This is a genomic window from Rhodococcus sp. 14-2470-1a (assembly GCF_002259425.1).
Lineage (GTDB): Bacteria > Actinomycetota > Actinomycetes > Mycobacteriales > Mycobacteriaceae > Rhodococcoides > Rhodococcoides fascians_E.
Genome location: NZ_NPFZ01000032.1, coordinates 17,975 through 40,277 on the forward strand (window position 1 = coordinate 17,975; position 22,303 = coordinate 40,277).

General features: G+C 61.7%; 18 protein-coding genes, 1 tRNA gene and 2 pseudogenes. 12 read left to right on the plus strand and 9 right to left on the minus strand.

Features of this window, described 5'->3' with window-relative positions:
• A tRNA-Pro gene (locus CH292_RS21005) sits at positions 1-74 on the plus strand.
• A gap of 226 nt (positions 75-300) precedes the next feature.
• On the opposite strand, the gene CH292_RS21010 is transcribed toward CH292_RS21005, so the two are convergent.
• The gene (locus CH292_RS21010; RefSeq protein ID WP_094655612.1) at positions 301-1,662 is read right to left on the minus strand and encodes an MFS transporter; all 1,362 of its coding nucleotides are present in this window, start codon (positions 1,660-1,662) and stop codon (positions 301-303) included.
• Positions 1,663-1,697: 35 nt separating this feature from the next.
• The gene (locus tag CH292_RS21015; RefSeq protein ID WP_094655613.1) at positions 1,698-2,618 is read right to left on the minus strand and encodes an amidohydrolase family protein; all 921 of its coding nucleotides are present in this window, start codon (positions 2,616-2,618) and stop codon (positions 1,698-1,700) included.
• A gap of 103 nt (positions 2,619-2,721) precedes the next feature.
• Between CH292_RS21015 and CH292_RS21020 the strand changes: the two genes are divergently transcribed.
• The 5 genes from CH292_RS21020 (at position 2,722) to CH292_RS21040 (ending at position 6,717) form a co-directional block, all read left to right on the plus strand.
• Positions 2,722-3,441, plus strand: coding sequence for a GntR family transcriptional regulator (locus CH292_RS21020; protein WP_256978376.1), 720 nt, complete (start codon positions 2,722-2,724; stop codon positions 3,439-3,441).
• Between the two features lie 276 nt (positions 3,442-3,717).
• A complete protein-coding gene (locus CH292_RS21025) occupies positions 3,718-4,455 on the plus strand; it encodes a PIG-L deacetylase family protein (RefSeq protein WP_094655615.1) in 738 nt (245 codons plus the stop codon).
• The gene (locus CH292_RS21030; protein ID WP_094655616.1) at positions 4,452-5,165 is read left to right on the plus strand and encodes a 4-carboxy-4-hydroxy-2-oxoadipate aldolase/oxaloacetate decarboxylase; all 714 of its coding nucleotides are present in this window, start codon (positions 4,452-4,454) and stop codon (positions 5,163-5,165) included. Before CH292_RS21025 ends, CH292_RS21030 begins: the two co-directional genes overlap by 4 nt.
• Positions 5,162-6,244: a 4-oxalomesaconate tautomerase gene (locus tag CH292_RS21035; protein ID WP_094655617.1), complete on the plus strand. Its 1,083-nt coding sequence runs from the start codon at positions 5,162-5,164 to the stop codon at positions 6,242-6,244. The genes CH292_RS21030 and CH292_RS21035 overlap by 4 nt, the downstream gene beginning before the upstream one ends.
• A 77-nt stretch (positions 6,245-6,321) precedes the next feature.
• Positions 6,322-6,717: a WhiB family transcriptional regulator gene (locus CH292_RS21040; RefSeq protein WP_094655618.1), complete on the plus strand. Its 396-nt coding sequence runs from the start codon at positions 6,322-6,324 to the stop codon at positions 6,715-6,717.
• Between the two features lie 22 nt (positions 6,718-6,739).
• Here the strand turns inward: CH292_RS21040 and CH292_RS21045 are convergent, their stop codons facing one another.
• Entirely contained in the window at positions 6,740-7,219 is a 480-nt protein-coding gene (locus CH292_RS21045) for an NAD-binding protein (RefSeq protein ID WP_179278031.1), read from the minus strand.
• Between the two features lie 92 nt (positions 7,220-7,311).
• On the opposite strand from CH292_RS21045, the gene CH292_RS21050 reads away from it, so the two are divergent.
• The 3 genes and pseudogenes from CH292_RS21050 to fabG form a co-directional block, all read left to right on the plus strand.
• Entirely contained in the window at positions 7,312-8,490 is a 1,179-nt protein-coding gene (locus CH292_RS21050; protein WP_094655620.1) for an acyl-CoA dehydrogenase family protein, read from the plus strand.
• A pseudogene (locus tag CH292_RS21055) lies at positions 8,487-9,706 on the plus strand (CaiB/BaiF CoA transferase family protein). The gene CH292_RS21050 and the pseudogene CH292_RS21055 overlap by 4 nt, the downstream one beginning before the upstream one ends.
• 34 nt (positions 9,707-9,740) lie before the next feature.
• Positions 9,741-10,459 (plus strand): annotated as a pseudogene (fabG, locus tag CH292_RS21060) (3-oxoacyl-ACP reductase FabG); the annotation flags it as partial.
• Between the two features lie 85 nt (positions 10,460-10,544).
• On the opposite strand, the gene CH292_RS21065 reads toward fabG, so the two are convergent.
• From CH292_RS21065 to CH292_RS21085, 5 genes are all read right to left on the minus strand, one after another.
• Entirely contained in the window at positions 10,545-12,335 is a 1,791-nt protein-coding gene (locus CH292_RS21065) for an FAD-dependent monooxygenase (protein WP_094655621.1), read from the minus strand.
• 52 nt (positions 12,336-12,387) lie between these two features.
• Entirely contained in the window at positions 12,388-14,316 is a 1,929-nt protein-coding gene (locus tag CH292_RS29570) for a maleylacetate reductase and hydroxyquinol 1,2-dioxygenase domain-containing protein (RefSeq protein WP_094655761.1), read from the minus strand.
• A 137-nt stretch (positions 14,317-14,453) separates the two neighbouring features.
• Complete coding sequence (locus CH292_RS21075; protein WP_094655622.1) at positions 14,454-15,335, minus strand: helix-turn-helix domain-containing protein; 882 nt, start codon at positions 15,333-15,335, stop codon at positions 14,454-14,456.
• Between the two features lie 383 nt (positions 15,336-15,718).
• Complete coding sequence (gene wrbA, locus CH292_RS21080) at positions 15,719-16,318, minus strand: NAD(P)H:quinone oxidoreductase (protein ID WP_094655623.1); 600 nt, start codon at positions 16,316-16,318, stop codon at positions 15,719-15,721.
• A gap of 306 nt (positions 16,319-16,624) precedes the next feature.
• Positions 16,625-18,094 carry an MFS transporter gene (locus tag CH292_RS21085; RefSeq protein ID WP_094655624.1) on the minus strand — a complete coding sequence of 490 codons (1,470 nt, stop codon included), beginning with the start codon at positions 18,092-18,094 and terminating at the stop codon, positions 16,625-16,627.
• A 163-nt stretch (positions 18,095-18,257) separates the two neighbouring features.
• Between CH292_RS21085 and CH292_RS21090 the strand changes: the two genes are divergently transcribed.
• Positions 18,258-18,914: a TetR/AcrR family transcriptional regulator gene (locus CH292_RS21090; protein WP_094655625.1), complete on the plus strand. Its 657-nt coding sequence runs from the start codon at positions 18,258-18,260 to the stop codon at positions 18,912-18,914.
• Between the two features lie 114 nt (positions 18,915-19,028).
• On the opposite strand, the gene CH292_RS21095 is transcribed toward CH292_RS21090, so the two are convergent.
• Complete coding sequence (locus CH292_RS21095) at positions 19,029-19,958, minus strand: GGDEF domain-containing protein (RefSeq protein WP_179278032.1); 930 nt, start codon at positions 19,956-19,958, stop codon at positions 19,029-19,031.
• Positions 19,959-20,224: 266 nt separating this feature from the next.
• Here CH292_RS21095 and CH292_RS21100 point away from each other — a divergent pair, with 266 nt between their 5' ends.
• Entirely contained in the window at positions 20,225-21,172 is a 948-nt protein-coding gene (locus CH292_RS21100) for an acetaldehyde dehydrogenase (acetylating) (protein WP_094655627.1), read from the plus strand.
• Complete coding sequence (dmpG, locus tag CH292_RS21105; protein ID WP_094655628.1) at positions 21,169-22,215, plus strand: 4-hydroxy-2-oxovalerate aldolase; 1,047 nt, start codon at positions 21,169-21,171, stop codon at positions 22,213-22,215. The genes CH292_RS21100 and dmpG overlap by 4 nt, the downstream gene beginning before the upstream one ends.
• Positions 22,216-22,303 lie beyond the last annotated feature (88 nt).

A 22,303-nucleotide genomic window follows, 5' to 3' on the forward strand; every position in this document is an offset into this window, starting at 1 on the left:
CGGGCTGTGGCGCAGCTTGGTAGCGCACTTGACTGGGGGTCAAGTGGTCGCAGGTTCAAATCCTGTCAGCCCGACACAATGCAGTTTCAAAGGCGGTCTCGGAGAAATCCGAGGCCGCCTTTGTGCTTTGACGTAAGTACCGCAAGCCGAACCTATTGCAGTTTCGGAGATTCGGGCCAGTTTGCCTTGCAGACAATGGGGCTGGCCGGAGTCTCAACCGTGGAGAGCAAGCCAGGTACCTGGTCAATCAGGTACCTGGCTTGCTTCCGCTGCACAGAGCTCGAGCGGGTCAGGTGATGGTCATGATGTAGCGGGTTGCTCCGTGGGGGTACTTGCTGCCAGTCGTGCTTTCCGTGTTCTCGGCCCGAAGACGGCGAGCGTAAAGGAACCGAAGAGCCACATACCTGCGATGAAGTAGAACACGCTTTGATAGCCCTGACCGTTGTAGAGAGCGACGATGATCAGTGGTCCGATGGCGTTGGAGAGTCGCCCCAGTCCGTAGGAGACGCCGGTGCCCAGTGAGCGCGCTCGGGTGTCGAACACCTCAGGGGAGTAGGCGTAAGCGACTGCCGTGTAGCCACGTTCGAAGAAGTTCACGAGGAATCCGAACGTGACGATCATGATCGGGTTGAACGTGAGACCATACAGCAGACCACAACCGGCAATGACTGCGCCGAAGATTGCCAGACACCACTTGCGTTCGAATCGGTCGGTGATCTGCGCTGCGAGCAACGATCCCAACGGTGCACCAACTGTTGTGAGCGCTACGTAGAAGATCGAATCCTCGACGCTGAACCCTTCGTTGGCGAGAAGAGTGGGTGCCCAACTGGAGTACCCGAAGAATCCGATCGTCTGGGTGATCCACATGACCGACAGGAGGATGGTCGGGAACAGGTATCGCTTCTGCAACAACATTTTCACGGGTGCTTTGGACTGCGAAGCGGTCTCGATCACCTCGGTCTTCGGTTCAGGAAGGGGCCCGGACTCGGCAACTATGTGCTCTTCGATGTCTTTCAGGACCGCATCTGCCTTGTCGTATTCGCCTTTGCTTTCGTACCAGCGTGGCGACTCCTTCAGTCGACGTGCAAATATCAAGAAGAGGATTCCGCATGCACCCCACAGATAGACCAACCGCCACGACCAGTCACTGGCCGGGACCACTGCACTGGCAATGAGGTTGGTGACCGGGGTCCCGCAGATCCCGATGGCAATCGCGTAGGCCTGGTACTTACCGCGGATCGCGCTCGGAAATATCTCGTTGACGTAGATGACCGCGGCGACGGTCATGGCCGACAGTCCTGCTGATGTAAGGATTCGCAGCAGTCCCAGGGAGTAGATGTCCCAGGAAAAGACCGAGAGGAAAGAGAAAGACGCGAACCAGATGGTGGTTGCGAACAGTGCCTTTTTGCGTCCGAGTCGGTCGGCGATGTAGCCGCCGATCATGGAGCCGAAGAACATGCCGACGAACGACAGCGAGGTGACGTAGGCGATCTGATTGACGTTGACGCCCCAGACCGAGATGAGTTTGGGGACGGTGGTGGCGAAAGTGTTCAGGTCGGCGAATTCGAAGAAGTACGCGAACGAGATTGCGATCAGGGTGATCTTGTGAAATTTGGACACCGGCATCCGATCGAGTCGGTTCGCCGCGTTGGAGTGTTGCATCGTCTTACTCAATTCTTGGGGGAGGGGAGCGGCGATCAGGCGGTCTCGTTCGGCCAGTACAGCCGCGTGGGGTTGGCGACAAGGAGTTTGTGCTGTAGCTCGGGGGTTGGTGCGAAGAGTGGAATGCGGTCGACTACGAGTCCGTCGTCGGGCATATGGTCGGTCAGGTTCGGGTGTGGCCAGTCGCTTCCCCAGAGCACCGAGTCCGGGAACTCGTCGACGACTTTCCGCTCGAAGGGGACGACGTCGATGTAGGCGCTACTTTCACCGTGAAGTGCAGCCGGCCCGATGACGGTGAGTCGTTCTGGGCAGCTAACTTTCACCCACGCGTTGTTGCGGTCTACGAACCTGAGGAACCGATCGAACTCCGGTCCGTCGACGGGCGCGGTGACGTCGGGTCGTCCCATGTGATCGATGACGATCGGGACGGGGAGTGTGTCGAAGAATCCTTCGAGGTCCGCGAGGTCCTGCCCCTCGAAGTAGATGACGATGTGCCAGCCGAGACGCTCGATTCGCTTGGCGATCGTGAGCAGTTCGGATTCGGGAGCGGTGTCGACCAAGCGTCTTAGGAAGTTGAAGCGCACTCCTCGGACGCCCGCGTCGTGCAGGGTGCGCAGTTCGGTGTCGGTGACGTCGGGGCGGACGGTGGCGATGCCGCGGGCAGTACCGCTGGAAGCTTCGACGGCGTCGACCATGGCGGTGTTGTCAGCTCCGTGGCACGTTGCTTGGACGATGACGTTGCGGGTGGCTCCGAGGTGGTCGCGGAGTGCGAACAGTTGGTCTTTGCTTGCGTCGCAGGGTGTGTACTTGCGCTCGTCGGCGAACGGGAACTGATCGGACGGTCCGAAGACGTGGCAGTGAGCGTCCACGGCCCCTGTCGGCATCGCGAAACGTGGTGCGCTCGGGTCGGGATACCAGTCGAGCCATCCAGGGCTTTTGACTGCAGGTGTGGTCATGCGGTTCTCCAGTCTCGAAGAGTTGGGTGTTGGTTTCGTATCTCGCGGCGCGCGACCGCATGGCGAATGTCGATTCGGTCGAAGTCCGCAGAGAACCCGTTGAGTGAGCTACGATTTGTACAACAATTTTGGTGACAATATTGAAGGTGGTTCGAAGTCGATGGCGGAACTGGGATCGAAGGAACTGATTACCGATCACACTGTGGTGACCGATGGGATTCGGCAGGCGATTCTCGGCGGTGACTTCGCACCCAATCAACGAATGGTCGAGGCTGATCTGTGCATGCAATTCCATGCCAGCCGGAGCGCTGTTCGCGCTGCTTTGCAAGAGCTCGGCGCTCAAGGCTTGATCGAACGTGTAGCCAATCGGGGCGCGCGGGTTCGGTCGGTGTCGCTCGATGAGGCAGTCGAGATCACCGAGGTTCGCATGGTCGTCGAAGGGTTGTGTGCCGCCCGGGCCGCTCGCAATGTCACCGACGCCGACATTGCCGAGTTCACCGATCTTCGCCGAGCTATCGCCGAATCCGCCGCAGCAGGCGACGTCTTTGGATACTCGCGTCAGAATCAGTTGCTGCACCGACGTATTCGTGAGATAAGCGCCCAGCGATCCGCAGACGAGATCTTGGAGCGGCTGCGCGGGCAACTCGTCCGCCATCAGTTCAAGCTGGCGATGCATCCTGGACGCATGTCGGTGTCGCTGCCCGAGCATGTTGCCATCATCGATGCCGTCTGCGCCCGCGACTCCGACGCAGCCGAGGCTGCCATGCGCGCACATTTGCGGAGCGTGATTACTGCTCTTCGCGAGGTTGCCGCAGCGCGGTAGATCCGGCACATCCTTCACTGGAGCGACACGCGAGGAACTCGAGGCCGACGGCGCATCGAGTTCTTCGTACGAGGTCATGGAGCTCCCGGGGATGTTGGTTGGGTGGTGACTCAGGTCACCTGGTGGGGACATACGTTAACCACGCTGTGGCCATTTCGTCAACAGTTCAGTCAATCTTTCTGTGTCCAAAATTGTTGACAATCTCGACGGTGATGTGGATTACTGATGGAGCAGCGGTCGCGTTCGTGGCCGGAACTTCGTCGTTAGGTGAAACCAGTGTCAGCAAATGTCACACCAGCCCTGCTGGTGATCAGTGCCCACGCCGGAGACTTCGTGTGGCGTGCGGGTGGCGCAATCGCGGCCGCCACGGCCCGTGGTGAACGAGCCAAGGTGGTGTGTCTCAGCTACGGAGAACGCGGAGAGTCGGCGCGTGCGTGGCGCGATGGAAAGACTTTGGAGGAGATCAAAGCGATTCGTCGCGGCGAGGCGGAAGCCGCTGCAACAGCTCTGGGCGCGGAAATCGAGTTCTTCGACGCGGGCGACTACCCTCTACTGCAGTCTCCCGAGATCGTCGACAAGCTGGTTCACGTCTACCGTGATGTCAAACCGACTGTAGTGCTGACACATCCGCTGACCGACCCGTACAACGCGGACCACCCTGTCGCGGCGAGAATGGCTCTCGATGCTCGGATCCTCGCTCAAGCAATCGGATATCCCGCCGAGGGTGAGGCCCTCGGGGCGCCGCCGGTCTTCTTCTTCGAGCCACATCAGCCCGAACAGAGCGACTTCAAGCCCAACGTCCTTCTCGATATCACCGAGGTGTTCCCGCAGAAACGCAAGGCGATGGAAAGCCTTGTCGCGCAGGAGCACATGTGGACCTACTACACCGACCTCGCGCGCAGGCGCGGTGTGCAGCTCAAGCGCAATGCCGGCCCTAATCTCGGTTTCACCACCGACACCTTGGGAGAAGCCTACGTGCGGTATTACCCCGAGGTCGCCGGGGTTCTGGCATGAGCTCGGTCATCGTCACCGACCCGGTGCGCACGCCACTCGAGGTCGTCGACGCACTGGCGCAGTTCGGGACGGCCACCGTCCACGAAGCGCAGGGGCGAACCGGCCTGCCTGGTCCGGAGTTTCGGCCGATCCAGTCGGGCGCCCGGATTGCAGGCAACGCAGTCACCGTCCACTCGTGGCCGGGCGACAACCTGATGATTCACGCGGCCATCGAACAATGCACTGTTGGTGACATTTTAGTGGTCGCGACCAATTCACCGTCGACCGACGGCATGTTCGGCGAGCTGTTCGCGACGGCGCTGCAGGTACGAGGTGTTCGCGGACTTGTGACCGCGGCAGGCGTTCGCGACCTCACCGAGCTCAACGAGATGGACTTTCCGGTGTGGTCCCGGGCTGTATCGGCCCAGGGGACGGTCAAGTCCACCGCAGGGTCGGTCAACGTCCCGATCGTGTTGGGGCAGGTTACGGTGAATCCAGGGGACGTGGTGGTGGCCGACGACGATGGTGTGGTCATCGTGCCTCGTCGCAGCGCGGCTGCAACGGTCGAATCGTCGCGTGCTCGTCTCGACAAGGAAGAAGCCGCACGGCAGGCCTTTCGAGGCGGGCAACTCGGTCTCGATCGGTATGGTCTGCGGCCGGTTCTCGCTGATCTGGGGGTCCGATACCTGACCCAGCAGGAATTCGATCGGGAACAACGGGGTGACGCATGACCGGTGGAATCCAGTGCACCTGGATGCGCGGCGGAACATCGAAAGGTGCGTTTTTTCTGGCCGAGGACTTCCCTGCCGATACGATCGAACGTGACCGTCTGCTTCTACGAATCATGGGCTCGCCGGACGCCCGTCAGATCGACGGTATCGGCGGGGGACACCCGCTGACCAGCAAGGTGGCGATAGTCAGGGTGTCCGATGATCCACGGGCGGACGTCGATTATCTGTTCCTTCAGGTCGGCGTCGACACGGCCACGGTCAGCTCGGCGCAGAACTGCGGCAACCTACTCGCCGGGGTAGGGCAGTTCGCCGTCGAACGAGGACTCGTCTCCACCGGCGAACACCAGACCACAGTACGAATCAAGATGCTCAACTCCGACAGCTACGCCGCTTCTACGTTTCCTACTCCGTCGGGAGACGTCGACTATTCGGGAACAAGTCGTATCGACGGTGTCCCCGGCACGGCAGCCGCGGTACGCATCGAGTTCTCCGACACAGCAGGGTCGAGTTGCGGGAAGCTCCTTCCGACCGGGAACGTGATCGATATCGTCGATGGTGTCGACGTGACGTGTATCGACAACGGAATGCCCACAGTGGTTCTGGCCGCGACCGATGTCGGAGTAAGCGGGCACGAGAGCCCGTCGGATCTCGAGGGCAACGCCGAACTCGCCGAACGTGTCGCGATCATCCGGGCGCAGGCCGCCAAGTTGATGGGGCTCGGCGACGTATCCGAAGCGACCGTTCCGAAAATGACGCTCGTGTCCGAACCTGACAACGATGGCAGTATCGCGACCAGGACCTTCATCCCGGTCCGGTGCCACACCGCCATCGGCGTTCTCGGCGCGCTCACCGTGGGAACAGCCGCCCGCCTTGGGGGGTCGGTAGCGGAACGAGTGACCCGCACTAGTGATGGCGGCGTAGTGCGAATCGAGCACCCGACCGGTTTTTTCGATGTCGACGTCGAAGTGGAATCGGCGACATCAGGTGAGGTCGACGTACGCCGCGCTGCGGTGATCCGGACCGCCCGAAAACTCTTCGCGGGCGAAGTGTTTCCGGGGCCTGAACGCGCTGAAACATAAAGACATTCTCGACGGTTGACCGTATTCTCCTCCGGGGCCGGCAATCACCCCGGAGAGCTCACTTCGAAAGTTGACCCATGCGTAACTCTTTCCCTCCACCCAGGCTCCCCGCTCCTCAAAGCTCGGAGTGGGAATGGCAGCTCGACGCTCGGTGCCGCACGGAATCGATTTCGATCTTCTACCCGCCGCGTGGAGTTCGCGGTGCGGCGTTGAGACGGATCGAGAACGCGGCAAAACTTCACTGTGCAACTTGTCCAGTAGTAGACAGGTGTCGCTCTTTTGCACTCGAAAACTTCGAGCCCTACGGAATCTGGGGTGGGCTGACTGCTTCGGAGCGGTTCGAACTGTTGGTGCGACCCCCCGATAACCCATCGATCGGGATCGAAAACGCGTCGCGTCGACGACCTGCCGGGCTGCGGTTGTCACCGGATCTCGCGCCCCCCGGACGGCGGCACGCTGTCAGCTTCTGTTGACGAGACTCGTCTCGTTCTCTACTCAGCTCCGCCCGTCAAGTCTTCCAAGGATCGTGCGTGCCCGCAGGATAGAGGCTTCGATGTCGTCCAGTCCGGCGGGGAGAGAGTCGACTTCACCGCGCAGGAGGGCCACATCCTCGAGTAACAGGTCGTACTGGACGTCGACGATGTTGTCGCCCATCCAGCTTTGCCCAGTGGACACTCCGATCACGTCGAGGAGAGTGCCCGCGGGCATCCCGAGCTGATCGGCGAGGGCGAGCATTCGAGCGGTCGAGGCCAAGTTGTACGTGGCAAGTGTGTTGTTGAGAAGTTTCAGCAGAGCAGGCCGACCGTAGGTCTCCATACGAAATACACTGCCCGCGATTGCTTCCAGCACGTCGTCGTCTGACGGCAGCGTCGCTGGACCGGCGAGGAACACGGTCATCGTGCCGTGTCGTGCGCCCTGGGGCCCGCCCGAGACCGGTGCCTCGAACACTCGCCAGTTGTTCGGCGCAGATGCCATGAGACGGCGGCTCCCATTCATACTGATTCTGCAATACAGAACTACCGATCAAGTATTGGACTGAATGTAATGGATGCCGTGATACTCGGGCTATGAGCATGCTGAATCCCGATGTACCCGATGACGTCTTCGCCGACGTTTTGAAGCAGATCTCGCACTTCGTTCGGTCGCGTGTCGTGCCGCGCGAACTCGAGATCATGAACAACGACGCAATCCCGTCGGATGTGCGGACGCAATCCGCAGAGATGGGATTGTTCGGTTTCGCGATTCCTCAGGAATGGGGCGGGCTCGGTCTCAACCTCATCCAGGATGTCGAAGTCGCCATGGAGCTCGGCTACACCTCGTTGGCTCTGCGTTCGATGTTCGGTACCAACAACGGTATCGCCGGGCAGGTTCTCGTTGGTTTCGGTACCGAGGAGCAGAAAGCGAAGTGGCTACCGGGCATGGCGGCAGGTGACATCGTCGCCTCATTCGCGCTGACCGAGGACGGTGCCGGATCCAATCCCGCTGGACTCAAGACCACTGCCAAGGTCGACGGTACGGGTTGGGTCATCAACGGCAACAAGCGCTACATCACCAATGCTCCGATTGCCGACGTGTTCGTCGTCTTCGCCAAGCTGGATCCGAAACCGGAGAGCGGCAACGGTATCGCGGTATTCCTCGCTCCCGCCGACACTCCGGGCATCGAAACCGGGGTGAAGGACGCGAAGATGGGCCAGCAGGGTTCCGGAACTGCGGACGTGACGTTCACCAACGTGAATGTCGACGCCGAGTCCCTCGTCGGTGGCAACGGGGACATCGGATACAAGGCAGCGATGACCTCGTTGGCACGCGGTCGGGTGCATATCGCGGCGCTGGCTGTCGGTCAGGCGCAGCGGGCGCTCGACGAATCGGTGTCCTACGCTGCAGCGTCGACGCAAGCCGGAGAGCCGATCGGCAATTTCCAGTTGGTTCAGGCGATGATCGCCGACCAGCAGGTGGGGGTGATGGCGGGGCGGGCGATGGTCCGCGAGGCTGCGAGGGCATGGGTGGAGCAGACCGACCGCCGCATCGCACCGTCTGCTGTCAAACTTTTCTGCACCGAAATGGTGGGCAAGGTTGCCGATCTCGCTGTCCAGATCCACGGTGGTGCGGGCTATATGCGTGAGGTTCCCGTCGAGCGCATCTACCGTGATGTTCGTCTGCTGCGCTTGTACGAAGGTACCAGCGAAATTCAGCGCTTGATCGTCGGCGGCGGGCTGATCCGCGCGCAGCAGAAGCGCAGCAAGTGAACGCACCACTCGACGGTGTCGCAGTCGTCGCGATCGAGCAGGCCGTCGCCGCGCCACTCGCAACCAGAAACCTCGCCGACCTCGGTGCGCGAGTGATCAAGATCGAGCGGACCGATGGAGGGGATCTGGCACGGGGATACGACCATGCCGTCCATGGTACGGCCGCTCACTTCGTCTGGCTCACCGCGGCAAGGAGTCTCTCGCAGTCGATCTCAAGTCTCCGCGGGGACGTGCGGTGGTCCACGAATTGATCGCCGCCGCAGACGTGTTCATCCAGAACCTCGCGCCGGGCGCCGTCGCACGACTCGGTTTCGGTTCAGATGAGTTGCGGGCAGCTCGGCCCGAATTGGTCGTCGTGAACATGTCCGGCTTCGGTAACGGTGGGCCCATGCGCGACCGCAAGTCCTACGACATGTTGATTCAGGCCGAATCCGGCTTGATCTCCATCACCGGCACCCCCGACGAACCCGCCAAGACAGGCATCCCCACCGCCGACATCGCGACCGGAATGTACTGCGCTCAATCGGTTCTGGCTGCGCTGCTGCGGCGCGGAAGAACAGGGGAGGGCGCCACAATAGACAACTCGATGCTCGACTCGACCGTGGAGTGGCTGGGAGACGCCATGTATACCCAGATGTACACAGAGGTGCAGCCGCCTCGCATGGGCGTCAGCCAAATTTCAATTGCTCCGTACGACCGGTATCCGACGCGCGACGGCCAAATTTTGATCGGCATGCAGAACGACCGCGGATGGCGGACTTTGGTAACTGACGTCCTCGATCTCCCTGAGATGGCGGACGATCCGCGTTTTGCCACCAACGTTTTACGGGTGCAGAACCGAGGGGAGTGCGACGCGGTCGTCGCCGCGAGCACTGCGGCGTTCACCACCGAAGACCTCGACTCGAAGTTGGCCGCAGCCGGGATACCCGCAGCACAGGTCAAACAGATGGCCCGGGTCGTCGAACACCCTCAACTCGTCGAGCGTGATCGGTGGCGCACCGTGAACACCGAACATGCCACGGCGCAAGCTCTCCTGCCTCCGAGCACCTTCGAAGATTTCGAAGCGCCGATGGGTGACGTTCCTGCGCTCGGGCAGCACACGCGAGCGTTGCTGGTCGAAGCCGGGCAGGACCCCGATGCTCTCTTGCGCAGCGGGGTCGCCGTGCAGAGCGCAGCATTCGACAGCTCAGCTTTGGATGCGGCGCTCACGCGCTGACGCTTGTTCACCTAGCTACGGAGACGGACTTTTCATGATTTCAGGAACTACAGCGGTCATCACGGGCGGAGCCCAGGGCATCGGCCTGGCGATCGCGACGCTGTTCGCGGAGAATGGCGCGAAGATCGTCATCGGTGACGTCGACGAAGCGAAGGCCAGGGAGGCTGCTGACGCGCTGCCTACCGACGCGGTCGGCGTTCGATGCAACGTGGCATCGGCGGAGGACATACAGGCGTTGGTGGAGGCTGGGTGTCTGCATTCGGTTCGATCGACATCATGGTCAACAACGCAGGCATCACTCGTGACGCGACGATGCGGCAGATGGCCGAAGATCAGTTCGATCAGGTCATCGACGTGCATCTGAAGGGGTGCTGGAACGGCACGCGGAGTGCGGCCGGTGTCATGCGTGAGAACGGCGGCGGGTCGATCATCAACCTGTCCTCGATCTCGGCGAAGGTGGGTTTCGTCGGTCAGAGCAACTACTCGGCTGCGAAAGCCGGAATTGTCGGACTCTCGAAAGCGGCCGCGAAAGAGGTTGCACACCTTGGTGTCCGGGTCAATGTCATTCAGCCTGGTCTGATCAAGACCGCGATGACCGAGGCGATGCCGCAGAAGGCGTGGGATCAGAAGATGTCGGAGATCCCGATGCAGCGTGCAGGTGATCCTCGCGAGGTGGCGTCGGTGGCGCTGTTCTACGCATCCGACCTGTCGTCCTACATGACCGGGACGGTCTCCGAGGTCACCGGCGGACGGTCATGTAGTACGACTACTGGACCGGTTGTCTGGTTGCGACGCCGCGTGACCGGCAGCGCGCGTGACCTGAACCGCTGTCTCCGTCCTACGTCGTCACGGCGTCGGTTGCCACGGTCTGACCCAGGACAGCGCTCAGCGCGGTGGTGAGGTCCGTGACGGCGGTCTCTTCATCGTCGGGACCACGTGCGGAGCGCCAGGCGACTACCCCGTCGGGGCGTACGAGAATCACTCCGTCTTCATCGATCTCGCGCAATCGAGCCCAGTGGCCGTACGCATCACGCGCATCGTCGGTTCCGATTCGGACCACACGAAGTGGTAGAACCGACCGTTTACCGACCGCGTCGACTGCCTGCACCCACAACCCACCGGACAGTCCTGTGACGACGCTGAACTGCCCACGTCCCACGAGGTCGAGCGTCGAGATGCGATGACCGCCGCCATCGACGAGCCACGCGTGCGGAATTTTGGCACCGGGACGTGTGGTTGGTTGGTGATGCAGTTCGCGATCGCGTGTCCAGGATTCTGCTGGGCAGCTGCTGTCGACCAGAACTGCCGACGATTCGTAGCGTTGGTTGAGCTCGACCCCGTGTGCATTGAACTCGTAGTTCTTCAGCGCGATCGCTTCCTCCAGGGCTCGACGTCTCCGCGCGCCTTCAGCGTCTCCGGCACGGCACGCTGCCAAGCCGGCGACGATTCCCTCGTCGTCGGTTCCGCCCGAAATGCCGAGGGCCTCGAAAATCGGGCCGAACTGAGTGCGGCTGAGGTTTGCGCGGTCCACGATCTGTTTGCCGACGGGGGCGCGTTCGTCGGTGTAGGTGTCGAGCAAGGCTGGGGCTGCGAACCCTCGGATCACCGCTGCCAGCTTCCAAGCGAGGTTGAACGAGTCCTGGATCGAGGTGTTCGAGCCGAGTCCGTTGGATGGTGGATGCCTGTGCACCGCGTCGCCGGCGCAGAACACGCGGCCGGCGCCGAATTCGGTGGCGTAACTGTGGTTGACAGTCCACAACGAGGTCGAGTCGATCTTCACTTCGATGCTGTCGTCACCCAAAAGATCATGCACAATCGTGCGGGCTTGGTCCTCGTCGAGTACGGGCGGTTCGTCGTCGATGTCGTACCCCCAAGTAAGCAACCACTCGTTCCAGGGACGAACCATTCGAATGAGGCCCATTCCGATTCCGCCCATATGTGCGCCGGGACGCATAGCCCAGTAGAGGACGCTCGGCCGGTGTGCAGCGTACTGCGACAGGTCGGCGGTGAAGCAGATGTTCATGCTGCCGCCTACGCCGCTTCGGCCGGCGATGGGGAGACCTATCTGCTCGGCAACAAGGCTTCTCGCGCCGTCTGCGCCGATGAGATAGCGGGCGCGGAGTGTGTATTCGTCACCACGAAGGCGATCGCGCAGCGTTGCGGTGACGCCGTCCGCGTCCTGCGTCAGGCTGACGAACTCGGTGTCGAATCTGCACGTTGCCCCGCGCTTGGCAGCGTTACTGATCAGAATGGGTTCCATGTACGTCTGAGGAAGATCGATCACGGGACACGGACTGGCCTGTGCGTACTCCGAGAGCTGGGCATCGCCACTGCCCCACGCCGAAATCCGACCGATCTCCTCGCCTGCCAGAGAGGTACAGAGGACCGTGTCGCCGATGATGTCCTGCGGACTGCCGAGTGCGAGCGCCTCGTCGTCCACGCCGAGATCGCGGAGGACCTCGAGCGTCCGTTGGTTGGTGATGTGCGCACGAGGAGTGTTGGCGACCCAGCCGTACTTACTGACCAACACGGTGTCGATCCCGTAGGTGGCCAACATCAGGGCAGCAGCGCCGCCGGCGGGTCCGCTACCGATGATCAGAACATCGGTGTCGTAATCGGGAGTGGTCATGGTTGTCTCCGAAGGTCGTCGGGTCCGGATTCGGATCCGGTTCGAGGTGGGGTCAGGATTCGGGGGCGAGGTGGAAGTCGAAGTCGAGGCGACGCCAGGAGCCTGGGACCTGTCTGCCATCGGGGGTAGGGCCCGTGTGCTCGGAGAAGTCGACGATAAGGCTTTCCTTGACGCCGAACACGGTGTCGGAGGTGAGATACGAGCCGTCCGAGGGGAAAAGTTGTGTGATCAGTTTTCGGTAGCCCGGTGCGGTGATCATGAAGTGTACGTGTGGCGCGCGGTAAGGGTGACGTCCTGCCGCAGCGAGCATGGCTCCGACGGGGCCATCATCCGGGATCGGGTATTCGTGCGGAAGAATCGTCCAGAACGTAAGACGCCCAGCGTCATCGGAGTGAAAGCGCGCACGAAGCGCCGGCCCCTCCAAGTCTGGAAGTTGAACGTCGTAGAACCCATCCTTGTTGGATTGCCACACGTCGATCACAGCGCCGGCAACGGGGATGCCTGCAGGGTCGGTCACACTCAGATCGACCCACAACGGCGTACCCGGCAGACCGTCGGCGATATCGCTGCCGCCGTCCGTTTCGGGTGGCCCCTCCACGTAGAACGGTCCGAGAACCGCAGACGGGGTCTGACTGGTTGCCCGGGAGTTGGTGAGGATGTCCACCGTGGTCGAGATACCCAGCGTGTCGGACAGCAAGATGAACTCCTGCCGGGTGTCGCTACAGATCTGTCCGGTCGCGGTGAGGAAATCGATGGCGTATCGCCATTCGTCTTCGGTGACGTCGTTGTCCGTCACGAAAGTGTGCGCATGGCGGACGAGGTCACCGAGTAGGTCTCGCAGGCGTGTGTCCGCCGTGTTGTCGAAGCTCTCGACCACCTCGGCTGCAGTGTGGTCGAGCTCTGCCCGCGGAAACGCAGCGCCGCCACCGGGGCGCTTCCCGAAGAAAGCTGCAGTCAGAAGTTCGTGGATTCCGTCGGTGGTGACGTTTCGGGGGTTTGGATATGGTGTTGTCGTCGCCGATCGGGCGGCCTCGTCGATGTCGTTGCGCAAGAATCCGAGGTCGGCAAGAGCGGTGGGGCCGCCGAGGGATGCAACGAGATCGAAGACCCCGGCCGGTGCGTCGGGAACCCGCATTGCGCCTGCTATTCGGCTCATCACTTCGGGGACGACCGCCGCGTTGTATGCCATCGCGTGCGGAAGGATGACCGTGTGGGTGGGGGAGTGCGGGAGACCGAAACTGCCTCCGAGGGTGTGGCACAACTTGTGATGGAGACCCATTCCTACCGCTGCGAGGCATTGACCCGCGAGCCATGCTCCCTGCAGGAGGTCGGCGCGGGCATCCCGGTTTTCGGGATCCTCGGCCGCGATGGGCAGCGATCTCGCGATCGCAGCAATGGCGTCCAATGCCATATTGTCCGTCACTGGGTTGGAATCAGCCGAGTAAAGGGCCTCCACTGCGTGCGCCATCGCGTTGATTGCGCTGGTCACGGTCAGCCCCCGCGGCAGACCCAGCGTCGCGTCGACATCGTAGATCACAGTCTCGGGCAGGATGCTCGCTGAAGAGCGAGTTGTTTTCACGCCGTCGGTGGTCTCCCCGAGTACGGGGGTCACCTCCGAGCCGGAATAGGTTGTCGGAACTATTATTTGGTCGTACCCAGCGCGGTGTGCCAAGGCTTTGGCCAACCCCGTGGTGGTGCCGCCGCCGATTGCTACGACGCAGTCGACATCATGGCTCGCGGCGAGTTCGACTGCGCGCAGGGTGATCTCGGTGGGTGTGTGCATCGCCGCCTCGTCGAAGTGGGCAACGATAAGGCTTCCCAAAGCCTCCTTGATGGTGTCGGCGGTGGCATTCGCCCGCGACCCGGTGACCAGAAGTACCCTGCTGCGGTTCAAGCGTCCGACTTCGCCGGCCACTTCACCGGCAGTTCCACTGCCGAACAGCACACGTGCGGGCGTGGACGTATAGGTGAAGGTTCTCATCGGCAATCTCCAATGTGTTGCGTGGATCACGTTGCACTTCATTGTTGGCCGCCGGTTACTTCCGTTCCTGCACCATTCGCGCGTCTCACTGCACCGAAAACGCATGCTGACACTATTGTGGCCGCGCCGGTGTCGAATCAGTGCGAGCGTCGGACTTCACCGGGTGTGGCGCCCAACTGCGCCCGCATCGTTCGAGTCAAGTGCTCTTGATGAGAAAATCCGCAGGACAGTGCGATGTCTGCGATGGGGTGCACGGTGGTGCGCAGTTCGTGCGCTGCGTGTTCGACTCGCAGCCGCATCAGATAGCGGTGAGGAGTCAGCCCTGTCGCAACCTTGAAACGGCGGGTCAGCTGACTGGTGCTCAGGGAGGCGACCGAGGCGAGATCCGCGAGTGGAATCGGTTCCGCGAGGCGAGTTTTCATCTCGTCGATGACGTCGTCCAGCTGGTTGTCTCCGAGTGGCACCGGACTCGGCGGGTGCTCGGTAGTGCGCGCAGCGTCGTAGTGGTGGACGAGGTGTGCCGCAAGCATCGACGTCAGATGATCGACGTAGGTGCGGGCCGAGGGTTGCCAGCGCTGGAGGGCGGCGTCCATCGCCAGGAGAAGCTGTTCGATCATCGGGTCGCGCACACCGAGTCGGGCAGTCAGTTCCAGCGAGTTGCCGCCGGCGACCTCCTCCAGTACCGCGTGGTCGAGGTTCGCATGAGTTGTACGTAAGCGTGATTCGAGCCCGACCGTCAGTTCGTGTCCTGCGGGATGGACGAAGAAGCCGCCTGCCGGAATAGTTCGGCGCTCGACGTGTCGTCCGCCTCCGTGCGCGACCGTAGCAGGGCCACTCAGATGTAGAACGATCAGATGTGTGCGTGCTGCGTCGAATCGGGCTTCGTAGGGCTGCTCGTCCTGCGTCGAGAGATAGACACCACGCCAGCCGTACCCGGCGCTCGTCCGGTCTGGATGGACCCAGTCCTGACCCAGGATCCCCACCGTGTCGGCGACAGCGAGTTCTCCATGGTTTGTCACACTCAGCGAGTCGCCTCCTCGACTTGCACGCCCGCCCGGTGGCGGTGCTCCCACGCAATGGTTGCAACCTAGGCGACAGCGTGTACGGATTTCGGTGAATCCGAGATGGGTTTCGCCATCTCAGGCTCTGCGCGCTCGCCGGGCTATGAGTCTCCGACCTCCGCAGCAGGTGATGCGGTGGTCAGAGCTTCTCCTTCGGAGGCGAGGCCCACCCTCAGGGCGGTGCCTCGCCTCCGGCCGACGAAGGTACGCAAGAACGGCGTATTCGGATCGTCACCGCCGTGGCCGCACGCAGCAAGCGCGCGAGTCGAGCCCCTGTGCCGAATTCGGTGTGCTGCCGAACGAGCCTGTTCTCGGATGCGCCACGAGATACGGAGACGTGCTTACTTGGCCAGTGCGGTCGCGATCGTGACGACGCGGGTAGCCATATGCTCTAGGGCCGCGTTGGTCGCGTCTTCGAGCTCGTTCTGGTTGTCGCCTCCGGTGACGTGACTCACACCGTAGGGGTTGCCATCCGCAAACTTCAGGCCGTCGGTGTATCCGGGCGGAACCAGGACGCCTCCAAAGTGCATCAGCGAGGTGTAGAGGCCGATTAGTGTCGTCTCCTGGCCGCCGTGTGCCGTCTGACTCGAGGTGTATGCCGCGTACGCCTTGTTCGCAAGTTCGCCTTTGGCCCAGTACCCACCGAGCGAGTCCATGAAGTTCTGGAAGGGTCCGGCCGTACTGCCGAAACGAGTCGGCGATCCGAGGATGACACCGTCTGCCCAGACGATATCGTCACCAGAAGCGGCAGGGAGATCCTTCGTCGCTTCGTAATTTGCCGACCACGCCGGGTTTTCGGCGAACGTGCTCGGGTCGCGGGTTTCGGTTATGTGCCGCACGCGAACCTCGGCCCCCGCAGCGGTGGCCGCGTCGGCAAGCCTGTTCGCCATCGTGGTTCCGTGGCCGGTTGCAGAGTAATAAATGATCGCAATTTTCGTCATGCGTGAAACCTCTCGTCGGGGGAAGGCGTGTGCAACGTTCGCCTACCCGCATCACAGCGACCCGACTCGCGTGGCGAGGGAGGGTGCCACACGGACGGGATAAGTAGTTGCCGCGGCAACTACTTAAGCCTACGGCACCTTATTGCCGTGTCAACTAGTTTAGGTCTGATGCAGGTCATGCGATAGACGCCCCATGTTCGCCGACGTCACGGACGCAGCCGCGCCCCAGCCGCCATGGTGCTTGGCAACTGGGGCGCGCCCGCGTGAGAGTGTTCTGTCGGTACTACGGTGGCCGATCGCTGCGAGTCAGTGTCGGGCAGGTGTGGGTTCGCTTGGTGCAGTACTGGTATTCACGGCGGTGGAGGGTGAGCCCTTGAATCGCGGAATAAACGCGGCCAGGACGAACGCCAGGACCGCAGCTCCGGCGGCGACGGCCATCGTGACATGGAACGCAGCCTCGGACGGGACAGATACTCCGCCGGCCGAAATCGTCATCTGCGCGAGAATCACTCCGGCCACCGCGCTCGCGAACGACGTTCCGAGGGATCGCATCAACGTGTTGAAACTATTGGCGGCTCCGGTTTCGGACGGGGGTACCGCGCCCATGATCAGGGCAGGCATTGCGCCGTATGCAAGTCCGATGCCGGCTCCGATGACGATCGAGATCAGGACGAGCAGCCAGACAGCGCTCAGCGTAAAGACTCCGATCAGATAACCCGCAGCGATGACAAGTGCACCTGCCATGAGTGTTGTCTTGGGGCCTTTCGAGGTGGTGATCCGCGCCGACAACGGTGCCACCAGCATCATGATCACTCCGGATGGTGCCATCACAAGGCCGGCGGCGAGGATGGACTGCCCCAAGCCGTAGCCCGTCGAACCTGGAAGTTGTAGAACCTGCGGGAACACCAAACTCATTGCGAACAGCGCAAAACCGATCGAGATCGATGCGAGGTTGGTGAAGAGGACCTGACGACCGATGGTGACACGAATGTCGACCAGCGGGAGGGCTGTGTGCAACTCCCACCAAGCCCAGAACGCGAACGCGGCCAGTGAGACAACCAACATGGCGATGGTGAGAGCGCTGGTCCAGCCCCAGGTCGAACCTTTCGATATTGCGAGCAACAGCGTGATCAAACCCGTCGAGAGGGACAGTGCGCCGAGGAAGTCGAAACTGCCGCCTGCGCGTACATCGGATTCGGGTACGGACGCGAGAACGAGCCCGATCACGACGACACCCAGGGCTGCCGATGTCCAGAACAAGAAGTGCCAGTCGGCGTACTCGGCGATGAGTGCTGCCGCGGGCAAGCCCAAAGCGCCACCGACGCCGAGAGATGCGCTCATCATGGCGACTGATCCGGCGAGCTTCTCGGTGGGTAGGACGTCGCGCATAACGCTGATTCCGAGGGGAATTACGCCTGCGGCCAGGCCCTGGAACGAGCGTCCGACGATCAGCGGGACGACACTGCTGCTGAGCGCGCCGATAACCGAGCCGAGTACGAGGAGGCCGAGTCCGACGAGAAGCAATCGGCGCTTGCCGAACATGTCGCCGAGTCGGCCCATCACCGGCACTGCTACGGCGCCGGCCAGCAGCGTTGCAGTCACCACCCAGGCTGTGTTGGCAGCTGAGGTGTTCAGGAGCGTCGGTAGCTGCGGTATCAGCGGGATGACAAGGGTTTGCATAAGCGCTACGACGATCCCCGCGAACGCGAGCACCGCCACGATGATGGTGGTGTTGCCGGGTTTCGCCCCGACAACACCTGTCGTCGATGTCGACATTCTGCCTCCGTGTGAGAAAAGTTAAAGCTTTGCTAAAGTGGCTAAATCGATTGATTTAAATTATTAAGTCACGTGACTTGATTCGTCAATGTCGACGGCGACTCTGTGACAGGGATTACCCCAGTCGGGAGCTCTTCGCCGCTAGGAGAGAGGTGAAGACGACTTGACCACAACGGGCCCGGGCATTCCTGCCGTACGGCCCGCGGAGACGCGGGATCGGATCTTGAAGGCTGCTGAGTTGCTCTTCGCTGAATACGGCGTGTACGCCGTGTCGAATCGCCAAGTCGCTGAAGCTGCAGGTCAGCGGAACACGTCTGCGGTGGGGTATCACTTCGGCACCAAGCAGGACTTGGTTGCAGCAATCTTCGAGAAGCACAACGACGCGATTGAGCGCTACCGCGTCGAACTGCTGAAGGAGACGGACGGCTCCAGTGACATTCGCGAGTGGGTCGGATGTCTGGTTCGTCCCTACATTCACCATCTCGAAATGCAGGGTGTCGAGACCTCGTACGCACGATTCAGCGCGCAGGTGATGACCGAACCCTCACTGCGCCAGGCGCTGTCCACGATCGCGCTGTCATCGCCGACGTTGCGGGCAACGCTGCGTGGGCTGCGAGAGTGTGTCTCGGAACTGCCCGAGACGGTTCAGCGTTCACGAGCCGACATGGCGCGGCACCTCATGGTTCACATGAGCGCGGAGCGAGAGCGGACGTCGCCCGGGCCCGATAGAGACGAAGCGAACGAGTGGCGCGCGTTTGCGGACGATCTGATCGACGCCATAGTCGGATTGTGGAATGCGTCCGTCAGTTCCGCTCGTTAGCGGCGTTGTTCGAGTAGACCGAGATCAAGGGTGCCTGAATCAACCTCGAGTGATGAGCAGCGCGCCGCCGAAGTGGCGTGCTTACAGTTCGGCACCTCGACTGTCGGGGTCAGGTCACGGTCGTTGTCGTTTGGCCTGGTAAAGAGAAGTATCGGCCTGTCGATACATGTCGGGCCAGTGAACCGACGTGGAGAGAGTGGTACAGATTCCGAACGTGAACGTGGTGGGCGACTTCGCGGCGACAGCTGTCAACAGTCCGAACAGCTTTTTCTGGTCGACCTGTACGCAGAACACGACGAACTCGTCGCCACCGATTCGCGCGATGACGGTACCCGGGGGAAACGAACCCCGCAGGTGCAATCCGAGCTGCATCAGCAGCACATCACCGGCGTCGTGCCCCAGAGTGTCGTTGACGTCCTTGAGTCGGTCCACGTCGAGAATTCCCAGGCTGACCGGGACTGGTTGAGCTGTCCTGCATCTTGCGAGCGCTCGAATGGTCGCCAACTCCAGCCCCGCCCGGTTCAGCAGGCCGGTCAATGGGTCCGTGCTGGCCGAGTAGATCAGCGCATTCATCAACGACCCGTACATCTGCGCGGAAAGCAGAATACTCGCGGCCAGCGCGACGTACGTGATCCACGACAACTGCGCCGGGGCGACGATCAACGCACCGATCACGGCGCAGGTGAACGCGATAACCAATATCGGTCCGCGGGGGAATGGGTTGAATGCCGCCAGATACATGGCCAGCAGGAGCGCCGCGATCGTAGTCATGACCTGTGCTACGAGTGTTTCGTTGAAGGCCATCGCAGCCGGGGTCGCTGCCATTGCCATCGCAGTGGCCGCGGCGAATCGTCCGGAACTGGGGTCGGATCGGTGCAGCAGTACAAGAGCTCCGATGCCGAGGGCGACTGCGGCGAGCCCTCCTACAATCGTGTCAGTGATGAATCTCGAGCCTGGCCATACGACGGCAGCGACGCCCAGTGCGTAGAGGATCGAGGTCCACGCCACGTACTGACGGAGAATACGAGCCTGTCGGTCGAACATTATTCTCGCCTTTGATCGGCGTCCCGAGGGCGATGGCGGCATAACCCATTGAACCCCGCGATCGGTATCGGCGGCAGCGAAAGAGTAAGCACCTCCTGGGCAAGGAATTCCGTCGAATCTGTCCCGGCTTACGGGACAGACGCTATTTCACGGCCTCGACTGCTTATAGCGTCTCGGAAAAGGCGAGTGCGTTGTTCGGTCGGCCACGTGGGCGGGCGGTCGTGTCGCATGCGCGCATCCGAATTCCGAATCGAAGGTAAGACAATATGAGTCGTACGAAGGTCGCGGTCATCGGATCCGGCAACATAGGTACCGACCTGGTGATCAAGCTGAAGCGGGTGGCGCAGAATCTGGAAATTGCTGTCCTCGTCGGGATCGATCCCGCATCGGATGGGCTTGCGCGAGCACGTCGCATGGGGATCAGTACCGTCGATTCCGGTGTGCAAGGCTTGATCGAACATCCGGAGTTTGCTGAGATCGACATCATTTTCGACTCGACGTCTGCCCAGGCTCACGTGTCCAACGCCGAAGCATTGCGACCATTCAACAAGCGTCTCATCGACCTGACTCCGGCTGCCCTCGGTCCCTACGTGGTGCCTGCCGTCAACCTCGATGCGCATCTCGACGCGCCGAACATGAATATGGTTACGTGCGGGGGCCAGGCAACGATCCCGATTGTCGCAGCGATCTCGGCGGTGACTCCTGTGCACTACGCAGAGATCGTAGCCTCGATTGCGTCCAAGTCAGCGGGCCCGGGGACTCGCGCGAATATCGACGAGTTCACCGAGACCACCTCGGAGGCCATCAAGGAGGTGGGCGGGGCCGAACAAGGCAAAGCGATTATCGTGCTGAACCCAGCTGAACCGCCGCTGATCATGCGCGACACAGTTCTGGCCCTGGTGTCGAACCCCGATCGGGAGGCTATCCGAGCGTCGGTTGTCGAGATGGTCGCGAAGGTGTCCGCCTACGTTCCCGGGTACCGGCTGAAGCAGGAAGTCCAGTTCACCCAACTCGACGATTCGGAGTCCGTGGCAACCCTCACCGGCGGGGTCGAGAAGGGGCCAGGACTGTGGAAGGTCACTGTCTTCCTCGAAGTCGAAGGCGCCGCCCATTATCTCCCCGCTTACGCGGGCAACCTCGACATCATGACCTCGGCTGCACTCCAGGTCGCCGAGAAGATCGCAGCGAATCAGTCCTTGGAGGCAGCACGATGACCGATCAGATTTCTCGGCCCACTGCCGCCGATGGTGCCGCTCTGTACATACAGGACGTGACGCTACGAGACGGTATGCACGCGATGCGTCATCGCATCACCCCCGCGAACGTCGCACGTGTCGCCAGTGCATTGGACACAGCAGGCGTCGACGCCATCGAGGTCACACATGGCGACGGGTTGGCCGGTCACAGTCTGACGTACGGTCCGGGGAGCAACACCGATTGGGAATGGATCGAGGCGGCTGCCGAGGTCGTACACAGGGCCAAGCTCACCACGTTGCTTCTTCCCGGCGTTGGAACCGTGAAAGAACTCGAACGAGCGTTCGCGATGGGTGTCACCTCGGTCAGGGTTGCCACCCACTGCACAGAGGCCGACGTGTCAGCCCAACACATCGGCAAGGCACGTGAGCTCGGCATGGACGTCTCGGGCTTCCTGATGATGTCGCATCTCGCTGAACCGCCACAGTTGGCCGAGCAGGCAAAGAAAATGGAATCGTATGGAGCACATTGTGTCTACGTCACGGACTCCGGTGGGCGCCTGACCATGAACGGAGTCAGAGACCGGGTGCGCGCATACCGCGATGTGCTCGACACGTCGACCCAGATCGGGATCCACGCTCACCAGAACCTTTCGTTGTCAGTCGCGAATTCAGTTGTGGCAGTCGAGGAGGGTGTGACGAGAGTCGATGCGTCGTTGGCCGGTCACGGTGCTGGAGCAGGCAACTGCCCTATCGAGCCCTTCGTCGCGGTTGCCGATCTCAACAACTGGAAGCACGGCTGTGACCTGTTCGGCTTGCAGGACGCGGCCGACGACATCGTGCGCCCGCTGCAGGACCGTCCGGTTCAGGTGGATCGAGAGACGTTGACGCTCGGCTATGCGGGGGTGTACTCCAGCTTCTTGCGGCACGCAGAGTCGGCCGCCGTGCAGTACGGGCTCGACACGCGTGCAATCCTTTTGGCAGTAGGCGAACGGGGACTGGTCGGTGGTCAGGAGGACTTGATCACCGACATAGCTCTCGACCTCGCTGCGAACAAGACGTGACGACCCCGTGACGGGTAAAATCTCGGATGAGGGCGGATCTGCCGATTCCGTTGCAGCGGAGCGTCATCCGTATGAATCGGTCGAGCCC

Excerpts from the sequence above, each read along its gene's own strand:
- CH292_RS21045 (WP_179278031.1), bottom strand. The coding sequence starts at position 7,219 with ATGGCATCTGCGCCGAACAACTGGCGAGTGTTCGAGGCACCGGTCTCG.
- CH292_RS21050 (WP_094655620.1), top strand. The coding sequence starts at position 7,312 with ATGAGCATGCTGAATCCCGATGTACCCGATGACGTCTTCGCCGACGTT.
- wrbA (WP_094655623.1), bottom strand. The coding sequence starts at position 16,318 with ATGACGAAAATTGCGATCATTTATTACTCTGCAACCGGCCACGGAACC.
- dmpG (WP_094655628.1), top strand. The coding sequence starts at position 21,169 with ATGACCGATCAGATTTCTCGGCCCACTGCCGCCGATGGTGCCGCTCTG.
- CH292_RS21035 (WP_094655617.1), top strand. The coding sequence starts at position 5,162 with ATGACCGGTGGAATCCAGTGCACCTGGATGCGCGGCGGAACATCGAAA.
- CH292_RS21100 (WP_094655627.1), top strand. The coding sequence starts at position 20,225 with ATGAGTCGTACGAAGGTCGCGGTCATCGGATCCGGCAACATAGGTACC.
- CH292_RS21065 (WP_094655621.1), bottom strand. The coding sequence starts at position 12,335 with ATGACCACTCCCGATTACGACACCGATGTTCTGATCATCGGTAGCGGA.
- CH292_RS21010 (WP_094655612.1), bottom strand. The coding sequence starts at position 1,662 with ATGCAACACTCCAACGCGGCGAACCGACTCGATCGGATGCCGGTGTCC.
- CH292_RS21040 (WP_094655618.1), top strand. The coding sequence starts at position 6,322 with ATGCGTAACTCTTTCCCTCCACCCAGGCTCCCCGCTCCTCAAAGCTCG.
- CH292_RS21095 (WP_179278032.1), bottom strand. The coding sequence starts at position 19,958 with ATGTTCGACCGACAGGCTCGTATTCTCCGTCAGTACGTGGCGTGGACC.
- CH292_RS21030 (WP_094655616.1), top strand. The coding sequence starts at position 4,452 with ATGAGCTCGGTCATCGTCACCGACCCGGTGCGCACGCCACTCGAGGTC.
- CH292_RS29570 (WP_094655761.1), bottom strand. The coding sequence starts at position 14,316 with ATGAGAACCTTCACCTATACGTCCACGCCCGCACGTGTGCTGTTCGGC.
- CH292_RS21085 (WP_094655624.1), bottom strand. The coding sequence starts at position 18,094 with ATGTCGACATCGACGACAGGTGTTGTCGGGGCGAAACCCGGCAACACC.
- CH292_RS21015 (WP_094655613.1), bottom strand. The coding sequence starts at position 2,618 with ATGACCACACCTGCAGTCAAAAGCCCTGGATGGCTCGACTGGTATCCC.